This window comes from Achromobacter animicus, from assembly GCF_040775605.1.
In the GTDB taxonomy this organism is placed as follows: domain Bacteria; phylum Pseudomonadota; class Gammaproteobacteria; order Burkholderiales; family Burkholderiaceae_B; genus Achromobacter; species Achromobacter animicus.
In genome coordinates this window covers 1890368-1910185 of sequence record NZ_JAYGJK010000001.1, presented here as the reverse complement: position 1 = coordinate 1910185, position 19818 = coordinate 1890368, and the positions used below count along the sequence as shown (strand labels likewise).

Sequence of the window (19818 nt, the reverse complement as noted above, 5' to 3'; positions counted from 1 at the left end):
CTATGAAATGGTTAATACCTGGGATCTGGCTGGCCGCCATCCTGTTCGCGCACTTCCGAGGCCGCGTCAAACTGCCACTGGGACGGCAATTCCTGGACCATTCGGTGCTGCTGGCGCCGATCAACGCGTTCATGGTGCTGACGTCCCGCGTGCCCACCACGCCGTACCTGACGACCAGCGAAATCGCCGAACTGAAAGTGCTGGACGACAACTGGGAGACGATCCGCGAAGAGGCCATGCAGATGGCCGAGCTTCGCCGGATCAAGGCGGCCGACACCCATAACGACATCGGTTTCAACTCGTTCTTCAAGTATGGCTGGAAGCGGTTCTACCTGAAGTGGTACGACGCCCGCCACCCCTCGGCCGAGGAACTCTGCCCCAAAACGGTCGCCATCCTGAAGGGCCTGCCCAAGGTCAAGGCCGCCATGTTTGCCGAGCTGCCGCCGGGCGGCCAGCTCAATCCGCACCGTGACCCGTTTGCCGGGTCGCTGCGCTATCACCTGGGACTGGTCACGCCCAACGACGACGGCTGCCACATCATCGTTGATGGCGAGCACTACAGCTGGCGCGATGGCGAAAGCGTGGTGTTCGACGAGACCTACGTCCACGAGGCCTACAACAAGACGGGCGAGAACCGGATCATTCTGTTCTGCGACGTCGAGCGTCCGCTGAAGTGGCGCTGGGCCGAGGCCTTCAACCGCTGGTTCGGCCGCAAAGTCATGTCGGCGGCCAGCTCGCCCAACGACGGCGGCGACCAGACGGGGGCCATCAACAAGCTGACGCACGCGCACTGGGTGATCGACCAGAAGCGCAAGGCGTTCAAGAAGTGGAACCGCACGGCGTACAAGGCCACGAAGTACGGGCTGATCGCGTTGGTGATCGTCGGGTTCCTGGCGCTGTAAAGACGCCGCAAAAAAGAACGGGCCGCAAAGCGATTTGCGGCCCGTTTTGCATGCGGCGTCAGCTAGCGCTCAGCGTTGCAACGATTCCCAGCTTTTCATCAGCCGCTTGACCGACACCGGCATCGGCGTGCGCAGCTCCTGGGCGAAGAGCGCGACGCGCAATTCCTCGAGCAGCCACCGGAATTCGTCCAGGCGGGGATCGGCCGCGCCTTTCAGCGCCGCGCGGGCACGCTGGTATTGCGTGACCAGCGGCGCCATTTCCGACACCAGCTTTGCGTCCCGCGCCGGGTCGGCGCGCAGCTTGTCGATGCGCGCGACCGCCGCCTTCAGGTAGCGCGGAAAGTGCGACAACTGCGCGTACGGCGTATCGCGGATGAACCACTTGGGCATCAGCGCACCCAGTTGCTGCTGCAGATCCGCGTATGCGGCCGCGTGGGGCTTGGCCTGCGGCAGCTTGCGTTGAAGCGCCGCATATTCCGTCAGCACCGCGCCGGCCAGCCGCGCGACTTCCTGGGCCAGCAGACCCAAGCGGCCCTTGCCCTCGGCGCGGCGGGCTTCGAACTGCTGCTCGTTCACCGGCCAGGGCTCGGCAAGACACGCCTGCCCCAGCGCGCAGTCGATGATCTGGTCGCGCAGCTCTTCCTGCGTACCCAGCGTCATGTACAGCATGCTGATCTTGGTGAGGTCGGTAAGGTTCTTTTCGAGGAACTTGACCTGCTCGCGCAGGCCCAGCCGGAAGAGTTTCAAGAGGCCCGCGCGATGGTGCTTGCGCGCCTCGTCGGGATCGTCGAACACGTCCAGGTCGCAATGCGCCCCTCGGTCCACCAGGGCCGGATAGCCGATGACGGACTGGCCGCGCCGCTTGATCTCCATGATCTCGGGCAAGGGCCCGAACGACCAGGAGGTCAGGTTTTCGTGCGCCAGCGCCTGCGCGACCTGCGTGTCGCTGGCCGCCAGTTGCTGGAAGGTGGCTTGAGCCTGCTTGCCGAATTCGGCGCGCAGTTGCGCCAGATTGCGGCCGGCGGCCAGCATGCGGCCGTGCTCGTCCACGACGCGGAAGTTCATGAACAGATGCGCCGGCAGGGTTTCCAGCTTGAAGTCCCCCACCGCCGGGCGGATCTGCACCTGGTCCCACATGTCGGCGATGATGGCATCCACCAGCCCCGTCTGCGGGTCGGCCAGGCGCTCGAACCAGCGGTCGTAGAAGCCCGCGGCGTAGTCGGGCAGCGGCACGCAGTGGCGGCGCAGCTTCTGCGGCAGCGACTTGAGCAGCAGATGCACCTTTTCCTTCAGCATGCCGGGCACCAGCCACTCGCAGCGCGCGGGATCGATCTGGTTCAGCGCGAACAGCGGCACCGACAGCGTGACGCCGTCGCGCGGCGAGCCGGGTTCGAAGTGATAGTCCAGCGCCATCGACACGCCCTGCCATTCCACCTTCTTGGGAAAGACATCGGTCGTGACGCCGGCCGCCTCGTGCCGCATCAGCTCGTCGCGCGTCAGCATCAGCTTGGCGGCGGCCGCCTTGTCCAGGCCGCTCACCCACTTTTCCAGCGATGCGGTCTGCGAAATGTCGGCGGGAAGCTGCCGGTCGTAGAACGCGTAGATCAGCTCGTCATCGACCAGGATGTCCGGCCGCCGCGTCTGGTGCTCAAGCTTTTCGATACCCGCGATGAGCTTGCGGTTGTGCGCGACGAACGGCAGGCGCGTGTCGATCTCGCCGGGCACCAGCGCCTGGCGGATGAAGAGTTCGCGCGCATGGGTGGGATTCACGCGGCCGTAATGAATGCGACGGCCGGTGTAGATGGCCAGGCCGTAAAGCGTGGCCCGCTCGTTGGCCACGACCTGCCCGGCCTTCTTTTCCCAGCGCGGGTCCGACCAGTTCTTGCGGATCAGGTGCGCGCCGACCTTTTCCAGCCACACCGGGTCGATGCGCGCCACGCAGCGCGCGTACAGGCGCGTGGTCTCGACCAGTTCGGCCGCCATGATCCAGCGGCCGGCCTTTTTCACCAGGCGCGAGCCCGGATGGATGTGGAAGCGGATTTCGCGCGCGCCCTGGTAGCTGCCGCCTTCGTCGCTCTTGAAACCGATGTTGCCCAAAAGGCCCGACAACAGCGCCATGTGCAGCTGTTCGTACGTGGCTTCGGACTGATTGACGCGCCAGCCCTGCTCGCCCACCAGCGCCGACAGCTGCGTGTGCACGTCGTGCCACTCGCGCAGGCGGATGGGCGACAGGAAGTTCTGCCGCAACAGGCCCACCAGCTTGCGCTGCGATGCCTTGTGCTGCACCTGTTCGCCATACCAGCGCCACAGTTTCAGGAAAGAAATGAACTCGGACTTGTCGTCGCCGAACTTGGCGTGCGCGGCCTCGGCGGCCTCGCGCTCCTGCATGGGGCGGTCGCGCGGATCCTGCACGGACAGCGCCGAGGCGATGATCAGCATTTCGGCCAGGCACTGGTGTTCTCGCGCGGCCAGGATCATCCGGCCGATGCGCGGGTCCACGGGCAGCTTGGCCAGTTCATCGCCGGTGCGGGTCAGGACAAAAGACGCGCCCGTGCGCCCGTCGTCCGTGTCGTCGTCGGACGCCGACGCCGACGCCAGTTCAATGGCGCCCAGTTCCTGCAGCAGGTGGTAGCCGTCGGCCACCGCGCGTCCCGGCGGCGCCTCGACGAAGGGGAATTGTTCGATGTCGTCGAGCTTGAGCGACTTCATCCGCAGGATGACCGACGCCAGCGACGAGCGCAGCACTTCGGGATCGGTGAAGGCCGCGCGGTTGTTGAAATCCAGCTCGTCGTAGAGCCGGATGCAGACGCCCGGCCCCACCCGGCCGCAACGGCCGGCGCGCTGGTTGGCCGAGGCGCGGCTGATGGGCTCGATGCGCAGCTGCTCGACCTTGTTGCGCCACGAATAGCGCTTGATGCGGGCCAGGCCGCTGTCGACCACGAAGCGGATGCCGGGCACCGTCAGCGAGGTTTCCGCCACGTTGGTGGCCAGCACGATGCGGCGCGCGTTGCCGCGCGGGCGGAAGATCTGTTCCTGCTCGGCCTGCGACAGGCGCGCAAACAGCGGCAGGACTTCGGTGCCGGCCGGGTGCCGCTTGCGCAGCGCTTCGGCCGATTCGCGGATTTCGCGTTCGCCAGGCAGGAACACCAGCACGTCGCCCGGACCATGCCGCGCGCATTCATCGACGGCGTCGACGATGGCGTCGATCAGGTCGCGCTCTTCGTCGCCCGACATGCGCTCGCGATCGCGCCCGGCCTTGTTGGGCGCCGGCGCGTTGTCGTCGGCGGCGGGTTCTTCGCGCACGGGCCGGTAGCGCACTTCCACGGGATACAGCCGCCCCGAGACTTCGATGACCGGCGCGGGCTTGTCTTCCGACGCGGCAAAGTGCCTGGCGAAGCGCTCGGCGTCGATGGTGGCCGACGTGATGATGAGCTTGAGGTCCGGACGCCGCGGCAAGAGCTGTTTGAGGTAGCCCAGCAGGAAGTCGATGTTCAGGCTGCGTTCGTGCGCTTCGTCGATGATGATCGTGTCGTAGCGGCGCAGCAGCGGATCGCGCTGCGACTCGGCCAGCAGGATGCCGTCGGTCATCAGCTTGATGGACGCATTGGGACCGGTGCGGTCGTTGAACCGCACCTGGTAGCCGACGACTTCGCCCATGGGCGTGTTCAGTTCCTCGGCGATGCGCTTGGCCACCGAGGTCGCCGCCAGGCGGCGCGGCTGCGTATGGCCGATCATCTTCTGGCGGCCACGGCCCAGTTCCAGGCAGATCTTCGGAAGCTGCGTGGTCTTGCCCGAGCCGGTTTCGCCGCTGACGATCACAACCTGATGGCCGGCGATGGCGCGCGCGATCTCCTGCCGCCGTGCGCTGACCGGCAGGTCTTCGGGGTAGGTGACGGCCGGGATGGGCCGTTCGGGACGGGGCGCGGCGGGACGACCTTCGGGACGGGCCCGGGGGGCTTGCCGGGCGGCTTGCCGAGGGTCCGGCTGAGCACTTTGCCGGGCGTCTTCCGGGGTCTGCTCCCGGTCAGTGGCGCGCGGCGCCGGCTTCTTCGGCGCCCGCGGGCTGGAGGATTCAGGCATGTAGGATTTATCCGATTAGCCCGCCATTATAAATTTCTGGCGGACTTCGCGCGCGCGGCCCCTGGCTGCCCGCGCGCGGGGCTCCTACAGCAGCTTGCCGGGATTCATGAGCTGATTGGGATCTAGCGCCCGCTTGATCATCAGCATCAGGTCCATTTCAACCGGCGACTTGTAGCGGCGCAGCTCGTCGCGCCGCAATTGCCCCACGCCGTGTTCGGCGCTGATGCTGCCGCCGCGCTGCGCCACCAGGTCGTGCACGCGGCGGTTCAGCGCCGCGGTCAGCCTAGCGTACTCGGCGGGCGCCACGTCCGGCGGCAGCAGCACGTTGTAGTGCAGGTTGCCGTCGCCGATGTGGCCAAAGTTGATGATGGGCAGTCCCGGAAAATCCGACACCAGCGCCAGATCCGCTTCCTCGACGAATGCGGCCAGGCGCGAGATGGGCAGCGCGATGTCGTGCTTGACCGCCTTGCCCGCGCGCACCTGCGCCTGCGAGATGCCTTCTCGCAGCCGCCACAGCGTCTGGACCTGCGTGTCGTTCATTGCGACGACGCAGTCCTGGATGACGCCGTCCTCGAGCGCCGCGCCGAGCGCCGCTTCCAGCAAGGAGGGCAGGCCGGCGGGCTCGGTGTCCGACAGTTCCAGGAGCGCGTGATAGGCATGGCGGGCGGCCAGCGGACTGGCCGCGCCGCTGACGTGCGCCACCACCAGATCCAGGCAATGCGCCGACATCATTTCGAACGCGGTCAGCCGTTCGCCGCAGACGCCCTGCATGCGGCTCAATAACGCCACGATTTGCGCGGGCGTATCCGCCCCCACCCACGCCGCCACGCGGCCCGCCGGCGCAGGGTACAGCTTGAGCACCGCGCCGGTGATGATGCCCAGCGTGCCCTCCGAGCCGATGAAGAGACTCTTGAGGTCGTAGCCGGTGTTGTCCTTGCGCAGGCCGCGCAGGCCATTCCAGACGCGGCCGTCGGGCAGCACCACCTCCAGCCCCAGCGCCAGGTCGCGCGTGTTGCCGTAGCGCAGCACCGCGGTGCCGCCGGCATTGGTGGCCAGATTGCCGCCGATGGTGCAGCTGCCCTCCGCGCCCAGACTCAGCGGGAAAAACCGCCCGACCTCGCGCGCGGCAGCCTGCACGTCGGCCAGCAGCACGCCTGCGTCCGCACACAGCGTGTTGTTGACCGGATCGACCTCGCGGATGCGTTTCATACGGTTCAAGCTCAGGATCACCTGCGCGCCGCTGCCGTCGGGCGTGGCGCCCCCGCTCATTCCGGTATTGCCGCCCTGCGGCACCACCGGCGTGCGCGTCTGATGGCATAGACGCATGACGGCCGACACCTCGGTGGCGTTGCGTGGCCGCACCACCACTGGCGTGCTGCCCTGCCACTTGCCCAGCCAGTCGCGCACGTAGGGCCCCTGCCCCTCGGCGTCCAGCACCAGCCCGTTGTCGCCGACCAGATGCGACAGCCGTTCGATCAGTTCGTGGTTGCGCATGGTGGCCTCAGGCGCCGTGCCAGTTCAGCCGGATGCGGCCGATCGCCATCGCCGCGGCAGCCTGTGTCGGCTCGACGACGGGCAGGCCCAGCTCGGCCTGCAGCCAGCCGCGATACGCGGCCATGCCGGCGCAGCCCAGCACCAGCACGTCGGCCTGATGCTCGTCGCGCAACCGCGCGCCCACGTGCAAAAGGCGCTCGCGGGTACGCGCCTCGTCCGACAGTTCGACCACGCCCAGATCCAGCGGCAGCTCGGCCGCCACGCGGCCCGACAGGCCGATCGCGCCGAACATGCGTCCGTGGCGCGGCAGCGATTGGCGCAGGATCGCAATCACACCGACGCGCTGGCCCAGCGTCAGCGCGGTCAGCATGCCGCATTCGCTGATGCCCAGCACGGGCTTGCGCGTGGTTTCGCGCACCGCGTGCAGGCCAGGATCGCTGAAGCAGGCGATGACGTAGCCTGCGGCGGCCGCGCCGTGCTCCGCATCGAGCTTGCGCACCAGCGCGGCGAGCGGCAACGTCACGCTTTCGACGTCGAGCTGCGTCTGGACGCCCGCAGGTCCTTCGGCCAGCGTCAGGCATTGGATGCGCGGACCGCCGGCCATGCGCAGCGGCTCCAGCGCCGCGTCGAATGCGTTCGTCACGGCTTGCGTGGAATTGGGATTGATCACAAACAGGGTCTGTTCCATTCGTCCGTCCTGGTCGTCCGTCCTGGTGGTGGCGGGGCCCGGGCCACGCTGGCGCGGGCGGGGGCAAGGTACGGCGCCAGTCTATCTGCGGGCGGCCTGAGCATGTATTGTCAATTTGTGCGCTGCCCTTAACCCTTTGTTATGCTCGTCGCGTCAATTCGGAGCGGGTGCGCCATGCAACTGAATCTGCGGCAAATCGAAGTTTTCCGGGCGGTGATGACCACGGGTTCGATCAGCGGGGCGGCCAAGCTGCTGTTCGTGTCGCAACCTGCGGTCAGCCGGTTGCTGTCGCACACGGAACAGCGGCTGGGCTTCGCGCTGTTCGAGCGCATCAAGGGCCGGCTGTATCCCACGCCCGAATCCCGGCAGCTCTTTCGCGAAGTGGAAACGGTCTATGCCGGCGTGCGGCGCGTGGAAGAACTGGCTTCGGAATTGTCCGAGCGCCGCAGCGGCATCCTGCATCTGGTGTCCAGCCCCAGCATCGGCCACATGCTCGTGCCCCTGACCATCTCCCGCTTTCGCGAAACGCACCCCGACGTCAAGGTCACCTTTCAGCCGCTGACGCAGCAGCCCCTGACGCAGATGCTGCTCGACAACCGCGCCGAACTGGGCGTGGTGATCCTGCCCGTGCAGCACCCGAATCTGCTGACCCAGCCGATCGGCCAGGCACGGCTGGTCTGCATCTGCCCGTACAACCATCCGCTTGCCCATCGCTCGCTGCTATCCATCGGCGACCTGTTGCCCTACCCGCTGATTTCGTACGGCGGCGACACGCCGTTCGGCATGCTGGTCGAGCAGATGTACCACGAGGCCGGACAGGCCCGCCGGCTGGCGGTGGAAGTGAGTTCGCCGCAGAACGCGTGCTCGCTGGTGCAGGCCGGTGCGGGCATCGCCATCGTCGATGAATTCTCCGTCAAGAGCCGCACGCAAGGCGACTTTGTGGTGCGCCCGATCGACCAAGCAAAAATCCTGACGGCAAGCCTGGTGCAGTCGCGCTTCGAACCGCTGTCGCAGCTTGCGCAGGCCTTTGTCGACGTGCTGCGCCACACGCTCTGCGAACAGGGTTTCGAGCTGTCCGCAAACGTCCAGGCAAACCCTGCCAAGGGTAAACCTTGACTTAACTGGCTGTTATACCAAGGCAATAAAAAAGCAAGTGGAGTTCTAAAACTTCCGCTTTAGGATGACATCGAAACGTCGCTTCCGATTTCGGTTTTCACGCATCCTGACGGAGAAAAGATGGCAGCCTCCATCGACGCCAAAGGCGTCTTCACCATTTGCCCCACGCCCTTTGACGACGCCCTGCGGGTCGATGCCGACAGCATCCGCACGCTGGTCGACTTCCTGCTTGAAACCGGCGTGACCGGGCTGGCCATCCTGGGCTTTCTGGGCGAGTTGCACAAGCTGTCCAACGACGAGCGCCGGCTGGTGCTGGACACCTTCGTCAAGCACACGAACGGCCGCGTGCCGGTGTGGGTTGGCGTGCGAGCCCATGGCATCGCCGGCGCCATCGAGCAGGCCCGCGAAGCGCAGGAGCTGGGCGCATCGGCCGTGTTCGCGGCGCCCCTGGACAACGCCGGCGATGCCCTGCTGTTCGACTACTACAAGGCCGTGGCCGACGCCGTGAAGATTCCGGTCGTGATCCACGACTTTCCGGATTCCTTCGGCACCGAGATCCGCCCCGAGGTGGTGGCGCGACTGGGCCGCGAAGGCGGCGTGCACATGATCAAGATGGAAGAGCCGCCGGTGGGGCAGAAGATCAGCCGCATCCGCGAACTTGTGCCCGACGCCGACATGGCCATCTTCGGCGGCTTGGGCGGCGTGTACTTCCTGGAAGAGCTGCAGCGCGGCGCGGTCGGCACGATGACCGGCTTTGCGTTCCCGGAGATCCTGGTCGCCATCTACGAACGCTACGCCAGCGGCGACCACGCCGGGGCTGCCGCGATCTTCGATCGCTACTGCCCGCTGATCCGCTACGAGTTCCAGCCCAAGATCGGGCTGGCGTTGCGCAAGTACGTCTATCAGCGCCGCGGCGCCATCAAGAGCCACGCACTGCGCGCGCCCGGGATGCGGATCGATCCGGTGACCGCCGCCGAGCTGGAAGCCACCGTTGCGCGCGTCGGGCTGTCGCTCACCGCCGCCGGCCGCCAACCCGTGCAGGATTGAAAGGAGCAAACGCATGGATCTCGGCATCAAGGGCAAGCACGCGCTGGTGTGCGCGTCGAGCAAGGGCCTGGGCTACGCCTCTGCGCTATCCCTGGCGCGCGAAGGCGTGAATCTGGTGATGGCCGCGCGGACGGCAACCACGCTGGACGCTGCGGCGGACGCGATCCGCCGCGAGACCGGCGCATCGGTCGTCACCGTGGCCGCAGACGTCACCACCGAGGCCGGCAGGCAGGCGCTGCTGGCGGCCTGCCCCGAACCCGACATCCTGGTCACCAATGCGGGCGGGCCCAAGCCCGGGGACTTTCGCGAGTGGTCGCGCGAAGACTGGATTGCCGCGCTGGACGCCAACATGCTGACGCCCATCGCGTTGATCCGCGCCACGGTGGACGGCATGATCGCGCGCCGCTTTGGCCGCATCGTCAACATCACGTCCGCCGCCGTGAAGATGCCGATCGACATCCTGGGCCTGTCCAACGGCGCGCGGGCCGGGCTGACCGGCTTTGTGGCGGGACTGGCGCGTCAGACGGTACGACATGGCGTCACGATCAACAACCTGCTGCCCGGCCCGTTCCTGACGGATCGCCTGCGCCAGACCGCCGAACGCGGTGCGCGCGACAGCGGCAAGACGGTGGACGACGTGCTGGCCGCCCGGCTGGCGGGCATTCCTGCCGGACGCTATGGCGACCCCGCCGAATTCGGCGACGCCTGCGCCTTCCTGTGCGGCGCGCGCGCCGGCTACATGACAGGCCAAAACCTGGTGCTGGACGGCGGCATCTATCCCGGGACGCTCTGACCCATTACTTGCGCGGAACCCCTTACCCATGACCGATACCGCAGCATTTGACCTGACGATCCGCAACGGCCGCATCAGCACCGCCACCGACACTTTCCACGCCGACATCGGCGTGCGCGACGGCGTGATCGTCGCACTGGGACAGGGCCTGCCGCCGGGCGCCCGGGACATCGACGCCGCGGGGCGGTGGGTGCTGCCGGGCGGCATCGACAGCCACTGCCACGTCGAGCAGCTGTCGGGCATGGGCATCATGTGCGCCGATGACTTCTACAGCGCGACCGTCTCGGCCGCATTCGGCGGCACCACCACCATCATTCCGCTCGCCGCCCAGCACCGCGGCAACGCGTTGCCGGAAGTGGTGGCCGACTACGCCCGCCGCGCCGAAGAGAAGGCGGTCATCGACTACGGCTTTCATCTGATCCTGTCCGATCCCACGGAACAGGCGCTCAAGCACGACCTGCCCGAACTCATCAAGAACGGCATCACGTCCTTCAAGGTGTTCATGACGTACGACCGCCTGAAGTTGGACGATTACCAGTTGCTGGACGTGCTGGAGGTCGCCGACCGTGAAGGCGCGCTGGTGATGGTGCATGCCGAAAACAACGACATGATCCGCTGGGTGGCCCGCCGCCTGGCCGAACGCGGCATGACGGCGCCGAAGTACCACGCCGTGGCGCACACGCCGCTGGCCGAAAGCGAGGCAACGAATCGTGCCGTGACGCTGGCCCGCATGATGGACGTGCCCATCCTGATCGTTCACGTCGCGGGGCTGGAAGCAGTGCGCGTAGTGCATTCGTCGCAAGCGCTGGGGCTGCCGATTCACGCTGAAAGCTGTCCGCAGTACCTATTCCTGACGGCCGATGACATCGACGCGCCCGGCCTGGAAGGCGCCAAGTTCTGCTGCAGCCCGCCCCCGCGCGATGCGGCCTCGCAGGAAGCCGTCTGGCAGGGCCTGATCGACGGCACCCTGCAGATCTACTCCTCCGACCACGCGCCCTACCGCTTCGACGCCAGCGGCAAGCTGCCCAAGGGCGACGCCACCACGTTCAAGGACGTGGCCAACGGCGTGCCGGGACTGGAAGTGCGCATGCCGCTGCTCTTCTCCGAAGGCGTGCTGGGCGGACGCATTTCGATTGAACGCTTCGTCGCGCTGACCGCCGCCAATCATGCCCGCACGTATGGCCTGTACCCGCAGAAGGGAACTATCGCGGTGGGCGCGGACGCCGACATCGCGATCTGGAATCCGGAACGGGAGGTCACGATCTCCACGTCCATGCTGCACGACAACGTCGGCTACACGCCCTACGAGGGCCGAACGGTGCGCGGCTGGCCCGAGGTGGTCATCAGCCGCGGCCGCATCGCTATTGAGAACGGCCAGCTGCATGTCGAACGCGGCAGCGGCCGCTTCATCAAGCGCGGCACGCCCGAGCCCGTATTGCGCCAGCGCCTGACCGGCAATCCCAACGCGCTGGTGCGCAAGTATTTTTCGGCCGATAGCGCCGCCTGAGTCATTGCGAAAGGATCACAGCATGAGCAAACGTCCCTTCGGCCTGGCGGTCGCGCAGATGGGTCCGGTGCAACCGCAGGAGACGCGCCGGCAGGCGGTGGCGCGCCTGCTCGCGATGATGCGGGAGGCGCATGGACGCGGCGCGCGCCTGGTGGTGTTTCCGGAATTGGCGCTGACCACCTTCTTTCCCCGTTACTGGATGACGGAAGAAGAAGCGATGGCGCGCTACTTCGAAAAGGAAATGCCCGGCCCCGAGACCCGCGTGCTGTTCGACACCGCGCGCGAGCTGGGCATCGGCTTTTACCTGGGCTACGCCGAGATCGCCTCGGACGGCCGGCGCTTCAACACCAGCATCCTGGTCGACGGCAACGCGCGCATCGTCGGGCGCTACCGCAAGATCCATCTTCCGGGCCACAGCGACCACAAGCCCGAGGCGCCGTTTCAGCACCTGGAAAAGAAGTTCTTTGAAGTCGGCAACGACGGCTTCAACGTCTGGGAAACGCTGGGCACGCGCATCGGCATGTGCCTGTGCAACGACCGCCGCTGGACGGAGACCTGGCGCGTGCTGGCGCTGCAGGGCGCCGAGATCGTGGCGCTGGGATACAACACGCCGTCATTGAACATCCACTGGAACGAACCGGTCCATTTGCGCATGTTCCACCACCTGCTCAGCCTGCAGGCGGCCGCGTACCAGAACGCGGTCTGGGTGGCCGCCGCAGGCAAGGCCGGCAACGAGGACGGCAGCCACCTGATCGCCGGATCGGCCATCGTCGCGCCCACGGGCGAGATCGTGGCGCAGGCGCAGGGGGAGGAGGACGAGGTGATTTTCTGCCAGGCCGATCTGGCGCTGGGAGACACCTTCAAGCAGCACATCTTCAACTTCGCCGCCCACCGGCGTCCGGAACACTACGGCTTGATTCTCGAGCGCGTGGGGGCCGGTCCCGCCCTGGGCAAGACGCCTCTTCCCTAAAGGACCTGTCATGACCCGCCTTCTCCGCACCCTGACTTTTGCCGGCCGTTGCGGCCTCACGCTGTGCCTGGCCGGCGCCAGCCTGGCCGCGGCCGCCCAGCCGCTGACGACCGGCGTGGACGCCACGTTTGCCCCCCACGCCATGCCCAAGCTAGGCGGCGGGTTGGACGGCTTCAACATCGAACTGGGCCAAGCCATCGCCAAGCAGCTGGGCACCACCATCAAGATCGAAGGCACCGAGTACGCCGCGCTGATCCCGGGCCTGAACGCCAAGAAATACGACTTCGTGCTGGCGCCCACCACGGCCACCGAGGAACGCGCCCGCGCCCTGCTGTTTTCCGAGGGGTACCTCAACACCGACTACACCTTCGTGATCGGCAAGAACGGCAAGGACATCAAGGGCCTGGATGATCTTAAGGGCAGGAAGCTGGCGGTCAACAAGGGGTCGGCCTACGAGAACTGGGCGCGCGACAACGCAGCCAAGTACGGCTTCACCTATGACGTGTACGCCTCCAACGCCGACGCGGTGCAGGCAGTGCAGGCCGGCCGCGCGGACGCCAACCTGGCGGGCAACACCGTGGCGGCCTGGGCCGCCAAGCAGAATCCGGCCGTGCGCACCAGCTACACGATCAAGACGGGCCTGGTCTGGGCGCTGGCGTTCCGGCTGGACGACAAGGCGGGCCGCGACCGCGTGTCCATGGCGCTCAAGTGCCTGAAGCAGGACGGCACGGTCTCCAAGCTGGCGCAGAAGTGGTTCGGCTTCACGCCCGCAGCCGGTTCGGCGGCGGCCACCGTGACGCCGGGTCAGGGCGTCCCGGATCTGCCGGGCTACGACGCCCAGCCGGTCGAGCTGCGCTGCAGCTGATTTTCCGACGCACCGCCAACGACTGGGTAAGGAGCCGCCACGCGGCCCCTGCCCGCGCATTGAGGAGCTTTCGATGGAAACGCCGATCCTGAAAATCGCCGGGCTGCACAAGTCCTACGGCGACAACGCGGTCCTCAAGGGAATCGACCTGGCCGTGAGCCGCGGCGAGCTGGTCTTCATGATCGGCCCTTCCGGCTCGGGCAAGAGCAGCCTCCTGCGCTGCTGCAACCGGCTGGAGGAGCCGACCGCCGGCAGCATCCACGTCGACGGCGAGGAGATCACCGCCCCGTCGGCCGAGTTGAACCGCATCCGCCAGAACATCGGCATGGTGTTCCAGCACTTCAACCTGTACCGCCACATGTCCGTGCTGTCGAACATCACGCTGGCGCTGCGCAAGGTGCAGAAACTGGCGCGCGCCGAAGCCGACCTCCGCGGCTTGGAGGCGCTGGATCGTGTGGGACTGGCCGACAAGGCGAGCGCCTATCCCGACCAGTTGTCCGGCGGCCAGCAGCAGCGAGTGGGGATCGCGCGGTCGCTGGCGCTGCGGCCCAAAGTGGTGCTGTTCGACGAGCCGACCAGCGCGCTGGATCCGGAGCTGGTGGGCAGCGTGCTGAACGTGATGCGAGAACTGAAGCGCGACGGCATGACGATGATGGTGGTCAGCCACGAAATGGGCTTTGCCCGCGCGGCGGCCGACCGGGTGGTGTTCATGGACGGCGGGGTGATCGTCGAGCAAGGCCCGCCGCAGGACGTCTTTGGCGCCCCCCGACAACCCCGCACCCAGGCCTTTCTGGCCAGCATGGCGGAACATGCCGCGTAAGGCGGTTTGAAGAGCGCTCCATGGATCTGAATGCCCTGCTGTTCTCGTTTTTCAACGCTGAGGTCGCCTGGCGCTACCTGCCCGACATCCTGGCCGGCATGTGGGTCACGCTGCAATTGGGCGTGGCGGTTGCCGCGACCGGCGTGGCGTTTGGCCTGGTGCTAGCCGTGGTGCGTGCGCTGCGTATCCGGCCGGTGAACTTCCTGATCATCTGCTTTGCCGACATCCTGCGCGCGCTGCCGCCGCTGGTGGTGATCATGGTGTTGTTCTTCGCATTCCCGTACATCAACCTGTCGATGTCGGCGTTCATGGCGTGTTGGCTGTCGCTGTCGCTGGTATTGGCCGCGTTCGCCGAGGAAATCTTCTGGGCAGGCATTCTGTCCGTGCCGCGCGGCCAGGCCGAGGCGGCGCGCTCCACCGGGCTGAACTGGCTGCAGAGCATGGTGTATGTCGTGATGCCGCAGGCGATGCGGCTGACGGTCGCGCCGCTGACCAACCGGGTCATCGCCATTACGAAGAGCACCGCGCTGGGTTCGGTCGTGGGTTTGAGCGAAGTGCTCAACAACGCCCAATCGGCCAGCAGCAACGCGGGCAACGCCACGCCGCTGACCTTGGCTGCGGTGGCGTGCCTGCTGATCTTTTTGCCGGTCGTGATTCTGGGGCGCTGGACCGAAACGCGCTTCAAGTGGAAACACTGACCCCGGACGCATCTTTACGAATATCTATCGGGCGGGAAGCAAGGCCGATCACACCCGCCCGGCACAACAAGGGAGCCCCGAACGGGCCCCAGGGGAACCGCATGGACGAAATCCTGCAGAATTTCTTCAATCTGAACATCTATGTCAGCGTCGCGCCGTACCTCTTGCAGGGGCTGGGGCGCACGCTGATGCTGTCGGCCATGGTGATCCCGGTGGGACTGGCCTCGGGACTGCTCATCGGCGTGCTGTCCGTCACGCTGAAAGCCCGCTGGTCGCGCGTGCTGCTGGCCATCTACATCGACTTCTTCCGCGCATTGCCGCCGCTGGTGCTGCTGATCTTCATTTACTTCGGGGCGCCGTTCCTGGGCCTGGACCTGCCCAAGCTGCTGGCGGTGGCCGTGGGCTTCATGTTGAACAATTCGTCCTATTACGGCGAGGTCTTCCGTGCCGGGCTGGAAAGCGTGCCGCGCGGGCAGATCGAGGCGGCGCGCTCAACCGGCCTGTCCGCCTGGCAGACGATGTGGCACGTGCAGATTCCGCAGGCCACGCGCAACGTCATGCCGGATCTCATCAGCAACACGCTCGAAGTGGTCAAGCTGACCACACTGGCCAGCGCCGTGGCGCTGCCGGAACTACTGCGGGTGGCGCGCGACGCCCAGTCGCTGGTCTACAACCCGTCGCCCATCGTGCTGGCGGCGCTGTTCTACCTGGCGCTGCTGTGGCCGGTGGTGCGGCTGCTAAGCCGGCTGGAACACCGGCAGCTTTCCCGGCATTGACCCTTTGAGCGCGGCGGCCAGCGCGGCGGCCAGCGCGGCGGCCCGGCTCGCCCCTGGAACTTCCTGTGGGGCGCCCGCAACAATGCGTGCTGCGCACCGCGCGGACCGGGCCAGCGCGCGCCCTATAATTCCGCGTAGCGCCGCCCCCTGAGGGCGGCGCTCTCCGCACGGCCTGCCGGCCTGCGCCGTCCCGCGACCCATAGGATTGTTAAGCAACTCACACCATGCCCGACCTGGAACCAGACACCGTCTCCGCCCTTGAAGCCCCTGAATTCGCCGCCGCGCAGTTTGTGCGATGGTTCCGAGACGTGGCCCCCTACGTGCACGCGTTCCGAGGCAAGACCTTCGTGGTGGCGTTTGGCGGGGAACTCGTGCAGGCGGGCGCGTTGAACGCCCTGGTCCAGGATCTGTCCCTGCTGTCCTCGCTGGGCATCCGGCTGGTGCTGGTGCACGGCTCGCGGCCCCAGGTCAACGAGCAACTGCGCCTGAAGGGCTACACGCAGCAGTTTGACCGGGGCCTGTCCCCTACCGACGCCGCCGCGCTGGAGTGCGCCAAGGAAGCCGCCGGCGAGATCCGCCTGGACATCGAAGCCGCTTTCAGCCAGGGGCTGCCCAACACGCCCATGTCGCACGCGCACATCCGCGTGATCTCCGGCAATTTCGTCACCGCGCGTCCCACGGGCGTGCTGGATGGTGTGGATTACAAGCACACCGGCCAGGTGCGCAAGATCGACATCGAGGCGCTGAAGTTCGCCATCGAGAAAGGCTCGTCGGTCGTGCTGCTGTCGCCGCTGGGGTTCTCGCCCACCGGCGACGCCTTCAATCTGGCGATGGAAGACCTGGCCACCAGCGTGGCCGTGGGCCTGCGCGCCGAAAAGCTGATCTTCCTGTCCAGCTCGCAGGGCGTGCTGAACGACGATGGCACGCTGGACACCGAACTGGCGCGCGTGGATGCTGACGCGCTGCTGGCGGGCGGCGAGCTGGACGAAGAGACCCATTCCTTCCTGCAGTACGCCTCGCTCGCGGTCAAGCGCGGCGTGGCCCGCGCCCACCTGCTGCCGTTCGAGCTGGACGGCAGCGTGCTGCTCGAGATCTTCACCCACGACGGCGTGGGCACCATGGTGGTCGAGGACACGCTGGATGACCTGCGCCCCGCCACCATCGACGACGTGGGCGCCATCCTCAGCCTCATCGAGCCGCTGGAAGCCGACGGCACGCTGGTGCCGCGTCCGCGCAGCGTGGTCGAGCGCGACGTCGAAAACTTCACTGTGCTGGAGCACGACGGCGTCATCTACGGCTGCGCGGCGCTGCATGACTTCCACGACGAGCAGATGGCCGAAATGGCCTGCCTGATCGTGCATCCCGAGTGGCAAGGCTCCGGCGAAGGCGAGATCCTGCTGCGCCACATGGAATCGCGCGCCCGCGCGCTGGGCGCCAAACGGCTGTTCGTGCTGACCACGCGTACCTCGCACTGGTTCATGAAGCGCGGTTTCGTGCAGGGCGGCATCACCGACCTGCCCCGCGAAAAGCAGAACAACTACAACCGCTCCCGCAACAGCCTGGTGTTCATCAAGAAGCTCTGACACCGGCCTGCGGCGCGATTCCGCGGTAAGCAAGAGGGGCTTGGCGCCCGACGCACGCCAAGCCCGCTAAAATGTGGCGTTATTCATTTTTCCGGCAGCGAACCATGGCCCGTATCGTCAACTGTGTGAAACTGAAACGTGAAGCCGAAGGGCTGGACTACCCGCCCTACCCCGGCGAAGTCGGCACCCGCATCTGGCAGAGCATTTCGAAGGAAGCCTGGGAAGACTGGAAAGGCGTGCAGACCCGCCTGGTGAACGAAAACCGCCTGAACCTGGCCGACGCCCGCGCACGCAAATACCTGCAGCAGCAGATGGAGCGTTTCCTGTTCGAAGACGGCAGCGTCGAAGCCGACGGCTACGTTCCGCCCTCGGCCTGATCCGCCCCCGCCGCGCCTTCGGGCATGCGGCACGGCAAAGCCCCTCGCACGCGAGGGGCTTTGTTTTTGCGGCGCGCCGATACGCGCCGCCAGCGTGCAGGCGAAGGCCTTAAGATTCAAGGTTGCAGACCGTATTAAAGCTGTCATGAAAGAAGAATCGCGCCCGCCCCTCCACCCGGACCCGTCCCCTGTCATTGCGCGCGCGTTGGCGATCGAACCCGACCGCAAGACCGGCACGCTGCAGGATGTGCGGCATGTCGTGATCCTGATGCAGGAGAACCGGTCCTTCGACCATTACTTCGGCACGCTGCCCGGCGTGCGCGGATTCGCCGATCCGCATCCCGTGCCCACGCGCGCGGGCACGGTGCTGACGCAGACCGATGGCAACGCGCATTGCCGCCCCTACGATTTGCAGACAGAGGTCGCCAGCGACAAGCCGGTCGGCTACATCACGCCGCACACCTGGAACGATTCGCAGCGCGCCTGGAACGACGGCCGCATGGATCAGTGGCTGTCCGCCAAGAGCCGGCTGGGCATGGGCGCCTACCGCAGCGCCGACGTGCCGTTTCAGACCGCGCTGGCCAATGCCTTCACGTTGTGCGATGCCTATCACTGCTCGGTCCAGGCCGGCACCAACCCCAACCGGCTGTTCCTGTGGACCGGCACCAACGACCCGCAGGGCGCGGCCGGCGGCCCCGCGCTGGTCAACACCTACGACCGGCTGGGTCCGGCGGGTGAAGGCTATTCCTGGACCACATACCCCGAGCGTCTGCAGGACGCCGACGTGACCTGGTGCATCTACCAGGACATGGCGGACAACTACAACGACAATCCGCTCGCGGGCTTTCAGCAGTACCGACGACAGCATGCGGGCAACATGGGCAACACCCCGCTGCGCGACCGCGCGCTGGCCACGCGCACGCTGGACGATCTGGCGCGCGATGTCGCGGACGGCACGCTGCCGGCCGTGTCGTGGATCATTGCGCCCACGGCGGATTCGGAACATCCCGAGGTCTCGTCCCCTCGCCAGGGCGGCGCCTACACCGAGCGCGTGCTGGACATTCTGACGGCGCATCCCGACACATGGAGCCGTTGCGTCCTGTTCGTCACCTACGACGAAAACGATTGCTTCTTCGACCACGTGCCCCCGCCCGCCCCGCCGGCGCGCCACCCGGACGGCGAGTCGGGCGGCCTGTCCACCGTGGAACTGGACGGCGAATACCACGACGCGCGCCGTGGTCCCAGCGCGTCCACGGCCGACGATCCGGCCGGGTTGTACGGACGCGCCTTCGGCCTGGGCCCGCGCGTGCCGATGCTGGTGGTCTCGCCCTGGAGCCGCGGCGGCTGGGTCAATTCGCAGGTGTTCGACCACACGTCGGTCATCCGATTCCTGGAAACGCGCTTTGGCGTGGCCGAACCCAACATCAGCCCCTGGCGCCGCGCAGTGGCGGGCGACCTGACGACGGCCTTCGATTTTGCCGGCGACAGATGTTCGCATCACCCCGACAGCCACCGCCACGCATGTCCTCTGCCCTATGTGCTGGAAGCCGTGGGCAAGATCACGGCCGACGGCCAGCATTACCGCCTGACGCTGCGCAACCCGGGCGGCGCGGGCGCCGTGCTGCATGTCTACGACCGCCTTGCGCTGGCGCATCCGCCCCGGCGCTACACGGTGGGCGCGGGCGCGCGTCTGGATGACGGATGGAGGCTGGCCGCGGGTGGCGCGTACGATCTCTGGCTGTTGGGACCGGATGGCTTTCACCGGGCGTTCCGCGGCGATGCGCAGGATGCGGGCACGCTTGAAGCGCAGTTGGTGCCCGTGACCTCGGGCCTGCGCCTGCGGCTCGTGAACCACGGCGACATGCCGCAGCCGGTCAGGGTGGAGTCGCGCATGAACGATGGCTGGCGCGCGATGGCCCACGTGCCCGCGGGCGGCGCGGTCGAGCTTAAATACGCCGGCTGCGAGGGCTGGTACGACCTGGAAGTGGGTGCGCCGGCGATGCCGGCCTTTGGACGCCGGCTGGCGGGCCGCATCGACGCGGGCAAGCCGGGGGTGCCGGATCCCCGGCTGTGCCAGGGAGCGGCGCTGCCGCTGTGAAGCG

16 protein-coding genes are annotated in these 19818 nt (G+C 66.9%); 13 read left to right on the top strand and 3 right to left on the bottom strand.

Annotation, left to right across the window (positions count from 1 at the left end):
- Positions 1-2 precede the first annotated feature (2 nt).
- A complete protein-coding gene (lpxO, locus tag AB3147_RS08635; RefSeq protein ID WP_175125717.1) occupies positions 3-902 on the top strand; it encodes a lipid A hydroxylase LpxO in 900 nt (299 codons plus the stop codon).
- A 69-nt stretch (positions 903-971) separates the two neighbouring features.
- Here lpxO and hrpA read toward each other — a convergent pair whose 3' ends face one another.
- The 3 genes from hrpA to AB3147_RS08620 form a co-directional block, all read right to left on the bottom strand.
- Complete coding sequence (gene hrpA / locus AB3147_RS08630) at positions 972-4982, bottom strand: ATP-dependent RNA helicase HrpA (RefSeq protein ID WP_367351725.1); 4011 nt, start codon at positions 4980-4982, stop codon at positions 972-974.
- Positions 4983-5066: 84 nt separating this feature from the next.
- Positions 5067-6476 (bottom strand): FAD-binding oxidoreductase, encoded by a 1410-nt coding sequence (locus AB3147_RS08625; RefSeq protein WP_367351724.1) that lies wholly within the window; start codon positions 6474-6476, stop codon positions 5067-5069.
- 7 nt (positions 6477-6483) lie between these two features.
- Positions 6484-7164, bottom strand: coding sequence for an aspartate/glutamate racemase family protein (locus AB3147_RS08620; RefSeq protein ID WP_367351723.1), 681 nt, complete (start codon positions 7162-7164; stop codon positions 6484-6486).
- A gap of 174 nt (positions 7165-7338) precedes the next feature.
- On the opposite strand from AB3147_RS08620, the gene AB3147_RS08615 reads away from it, so the two are divergent.
- The 12 genes from AB3147_RS08615 to AB3147_RS08560 all read left to right on the top strand — a co-directional run bounded on the left by AB3147_RS08615 (position 7339) and on the right by AB3147_RS08560 (position 19814).
- Positions 7339-8280, top strand: a complete 942-nt coding sequence (locus tag AB3147_RS08615) for a LysR substrate-binding domain-containing protein (RefSeq protein ID WP_175125722.1) — start codon at positions 7339-7341, stop codon at positions 8278-8280.
- A gap of 120 nt (positions 8281-8400) precedes the next feature.
- The gene (locus AB3147_RS08610; RefSeq protein WP_367351722.1) at positions 8401-9327 is read left to right on the top strand and encodes a dihydrodipicolinate synthase family protein; all 927 of its coding nucleotides are present in this window, start codon (positions 8401-8403) and stop codon (positions 9325-9327) included.
- Between the two features lie 13 nt (positions 9328-9340).
- Positions 9341-10120: an SDR family oxidoreductase gene (locus tag AB3147_RS08605; RefSeq protein ID WP_367351721.1), complete on the top strand. Its 780-nt coding sequence runs from the start codon at positions 9341-9343 to the stop codon at positions 10118-10120.
- 28 nt (positions 10121-10148) lie between these two features.
- Positions 10149-11627 carry a dihydropyrimidinase gene (gene hydA / locus AB3147_RS08600; protein ID WP_367351720.1) on the top strand — a complete coding sequence of 493 codons (1479 nt, stop codon included), beginning with the start codon at positions 10149-10151 and terminating at the stop codon, positions 11625-11627.
- Positions 11628-11649: 22 nt separating this feature from the next.
- Positions 11650-12597 carry an N-carbamoyl-D-amino-acid hydrolase gene (locus AB3147_RS08595; protein WP_367351719.1) on the top strand — a complete coding sequence of 316 codons (948 nt, stop codon included), beginning with the start codon at positions 11650-11652 and terminating at the stop codon, positions 12595-12597.
- A gap of 10 nt (positions 12598-12607) precedes the next feature.
- Positions 12608-13462 carry a transporter substrate-binding domain-containing protein gene (locus AB3147_RS08590; protein ID WP_279975642.1) on the top strand — a complete coding sequence of 285 codons (855 nt, stop codon included), beginning with the start codon at positions 12608-12610 and terminating at the stop codon, positions 13460-13462.
- 73 nt (positions 13463-13535) lie between these two features.
- The gene (locus tag AB3147_RS08585) at positions 13536-14282 is read left to right on the top strand and encodes an amino acid ABC transporter ATP-binding protein (protein ID WP_367351718.1); all 747 of its coding nucleotides are present in this window, start codon (positions 13536-13538) and stop codon (positions 14280-14282) included.
- A 20-nt stretch (positions 14283-14302) separates the two neighbouring features.
- A complete protein-coding gene (locus tag AB3147_RS08580; protein ID WP_367351717.1) occupies positions 14303-14980 on the top strand; it encodes an amino acid ABC transporter permease in 678 nt (225 codons plus the stop codon).
- Positions 14981-15081: 101 nt separating this feature from the next.
- Complete coding sequence (locus tag AB3147_RS08575) at positions 15082-15756, top strand: amino acid ABC transporter permease (RefSeq protein ID WP_062838418.1); 675 nt, start codon at positions 15082-15084, stop codon at positions 15754-15756.
- Between the two features lie 224 nt (positions 15757-15980).
- Positions 15981-17339, top strand: coding sequence for an amino-acid N-acetyltransferase (gene argA, locus AB3147_RS08570; protein WP_175125729.1), 1359 nt, complete (start codon positions 15981-15983; stop codon positions 17337-17339).
- Between the two features lie 104 nt (positions 17340-17443).
- Positions 17444-17716, top strand: a complete 273-nt coding sequence (locus AB3147_RS08565; RefSeq protein WP_105238082.1) for an oxidative damage protection protein — start codon at positions 17444-17446, stop codon at positions 17714-17716.
- 145 nt (positions 17717-17861) lie between these two features.
- The gene (locus AB3147_RS08560; RefSeq protein WP_367351716.1) at positions 17862-19814 is read left to right on the top strand and encodes a phosphocholine-specific phospholipase C; all 1953 of its coding nucleotides are present in this window, start codon (positions 17862-17864) and stop codon (positions 19812-19814) included.
- Positions 19815-19818: the final 4 nt, after the last annotated feature.

Excerpts from the sequence above, each read along its gene's own strand:
- AB3147_RS08580 (WP_367351717.1), top strand. The coding sequence starts at position 14,303 with ATGGATCTGAATGCCCTGCTGTTCTCGTTTTTCAACGCTGAGGTCGCC.
- AB3147_RS08560 (WP_367351716.1), top strand. The coding sequence starts at position 17,862 with ATGAAAGAAGAATCGCGCCCGCCCCTCCACCCGGACCCGTCCCCTGTC.
- AB3147_RS08610 (WP_367351722.1), top strand. The coding sequence starts at position 8,401 with ATGGCAGCCTCCATCGACGCCAAAGGCGTCTTCACCATTTGCCCCACG.
- AB3147_RS08615 (WP_175125722.1), top strand. The coding sequence starts at position 7,339 with ATGCAACTGAATCTGCGGCAAATCGAAGTTTTCCGGGCGGTGATGACC.
- AB3147_RS08620 (WP_367351723.1), bottom strand. The coding sequence starts at position 7,164 with ATGGAACAGACCCTGTTTGTGATCAATCCCAATTCCACGCAAGCCGTG.
- AB3147_RS08565 (WP_105238082.1), top strand. The coding sequence starts at position 17,444 with ATGGCCCGTATCGTCAACTGTGTGAAACTGAAACGTGAAGCCGAAGGG.
- AB3147_RS08590 (WP_279975642.1), top strand. The coding sequence starts at position 12,608 with ATGACCCGCCTTCTCCGCACCCTGACTTTTGCCGGCCGTTGCGGCCTC.
- AB3147_RS08595 (WP_367351719.1), top strand. The coding sequence starts at position 11,650 with ATGAGCAAACGTCCCTTCGGCCTGGCGGTCGCGCAGATGGGTCCGGTG.
- AB3147_RS08585 (WP_367351718.1), top strand. The coding sequence starts at position 13,536 with ATGGAAACGCCGATCCTGAAAATCGCCGGGCTGCACAAGTCCTACGGC.
- AB3147_RS08605 (WP_367351721.1), top strand. The coding sequence starts at position 9,341 with ATGGATCTCGGCATCAAGGGCAAGCACGCGCTGGTGTGCGCGTCGAGC.
- AB3147_RS08625 (WP_367351724.1), bottom strand. The coding sequence starts at position 6,476 with ATGCGCAACCACGAACTGATCGAACGGCTGTCGCATCTGGTCGGCGAC.
- hrpA (WP_367351725.1), bottom strand. The coding sequence starts at position 4,982 with ATGCCTGAATCCTCCAGCCCGCGGGCGCCGAAGAAGCCGGCGCCGCGC.
- AB3147_RS08575 (WP_062838418.1), top strand. The coding sequence starts at position 15,082 with ATGGACGAAATCCTGCAGAATTTCTTCAATCTGAACATCTATGTCAGC.
- argA (WP_175125729.1), top strand. The coding sequence starts at position 15,981 with ATGCCCGACCTGGAACCAGACACCGTCTCCGCCCTTGAAGCCCCTGAA.
- hydA (WP_367351720.1), top strand. The coding sequence starts at position 10,149 with ATGACCGATACCGCAGCATTTGACCTGACGATCCGCAACGGCCGCATC.
- lpxO (WP_175125717.1), top strand. The coding sequence starts at position 3 with ATGAAATGGTTAATACCTGGGATCTGGCTGGCCGCCATCCTGTTCGCG.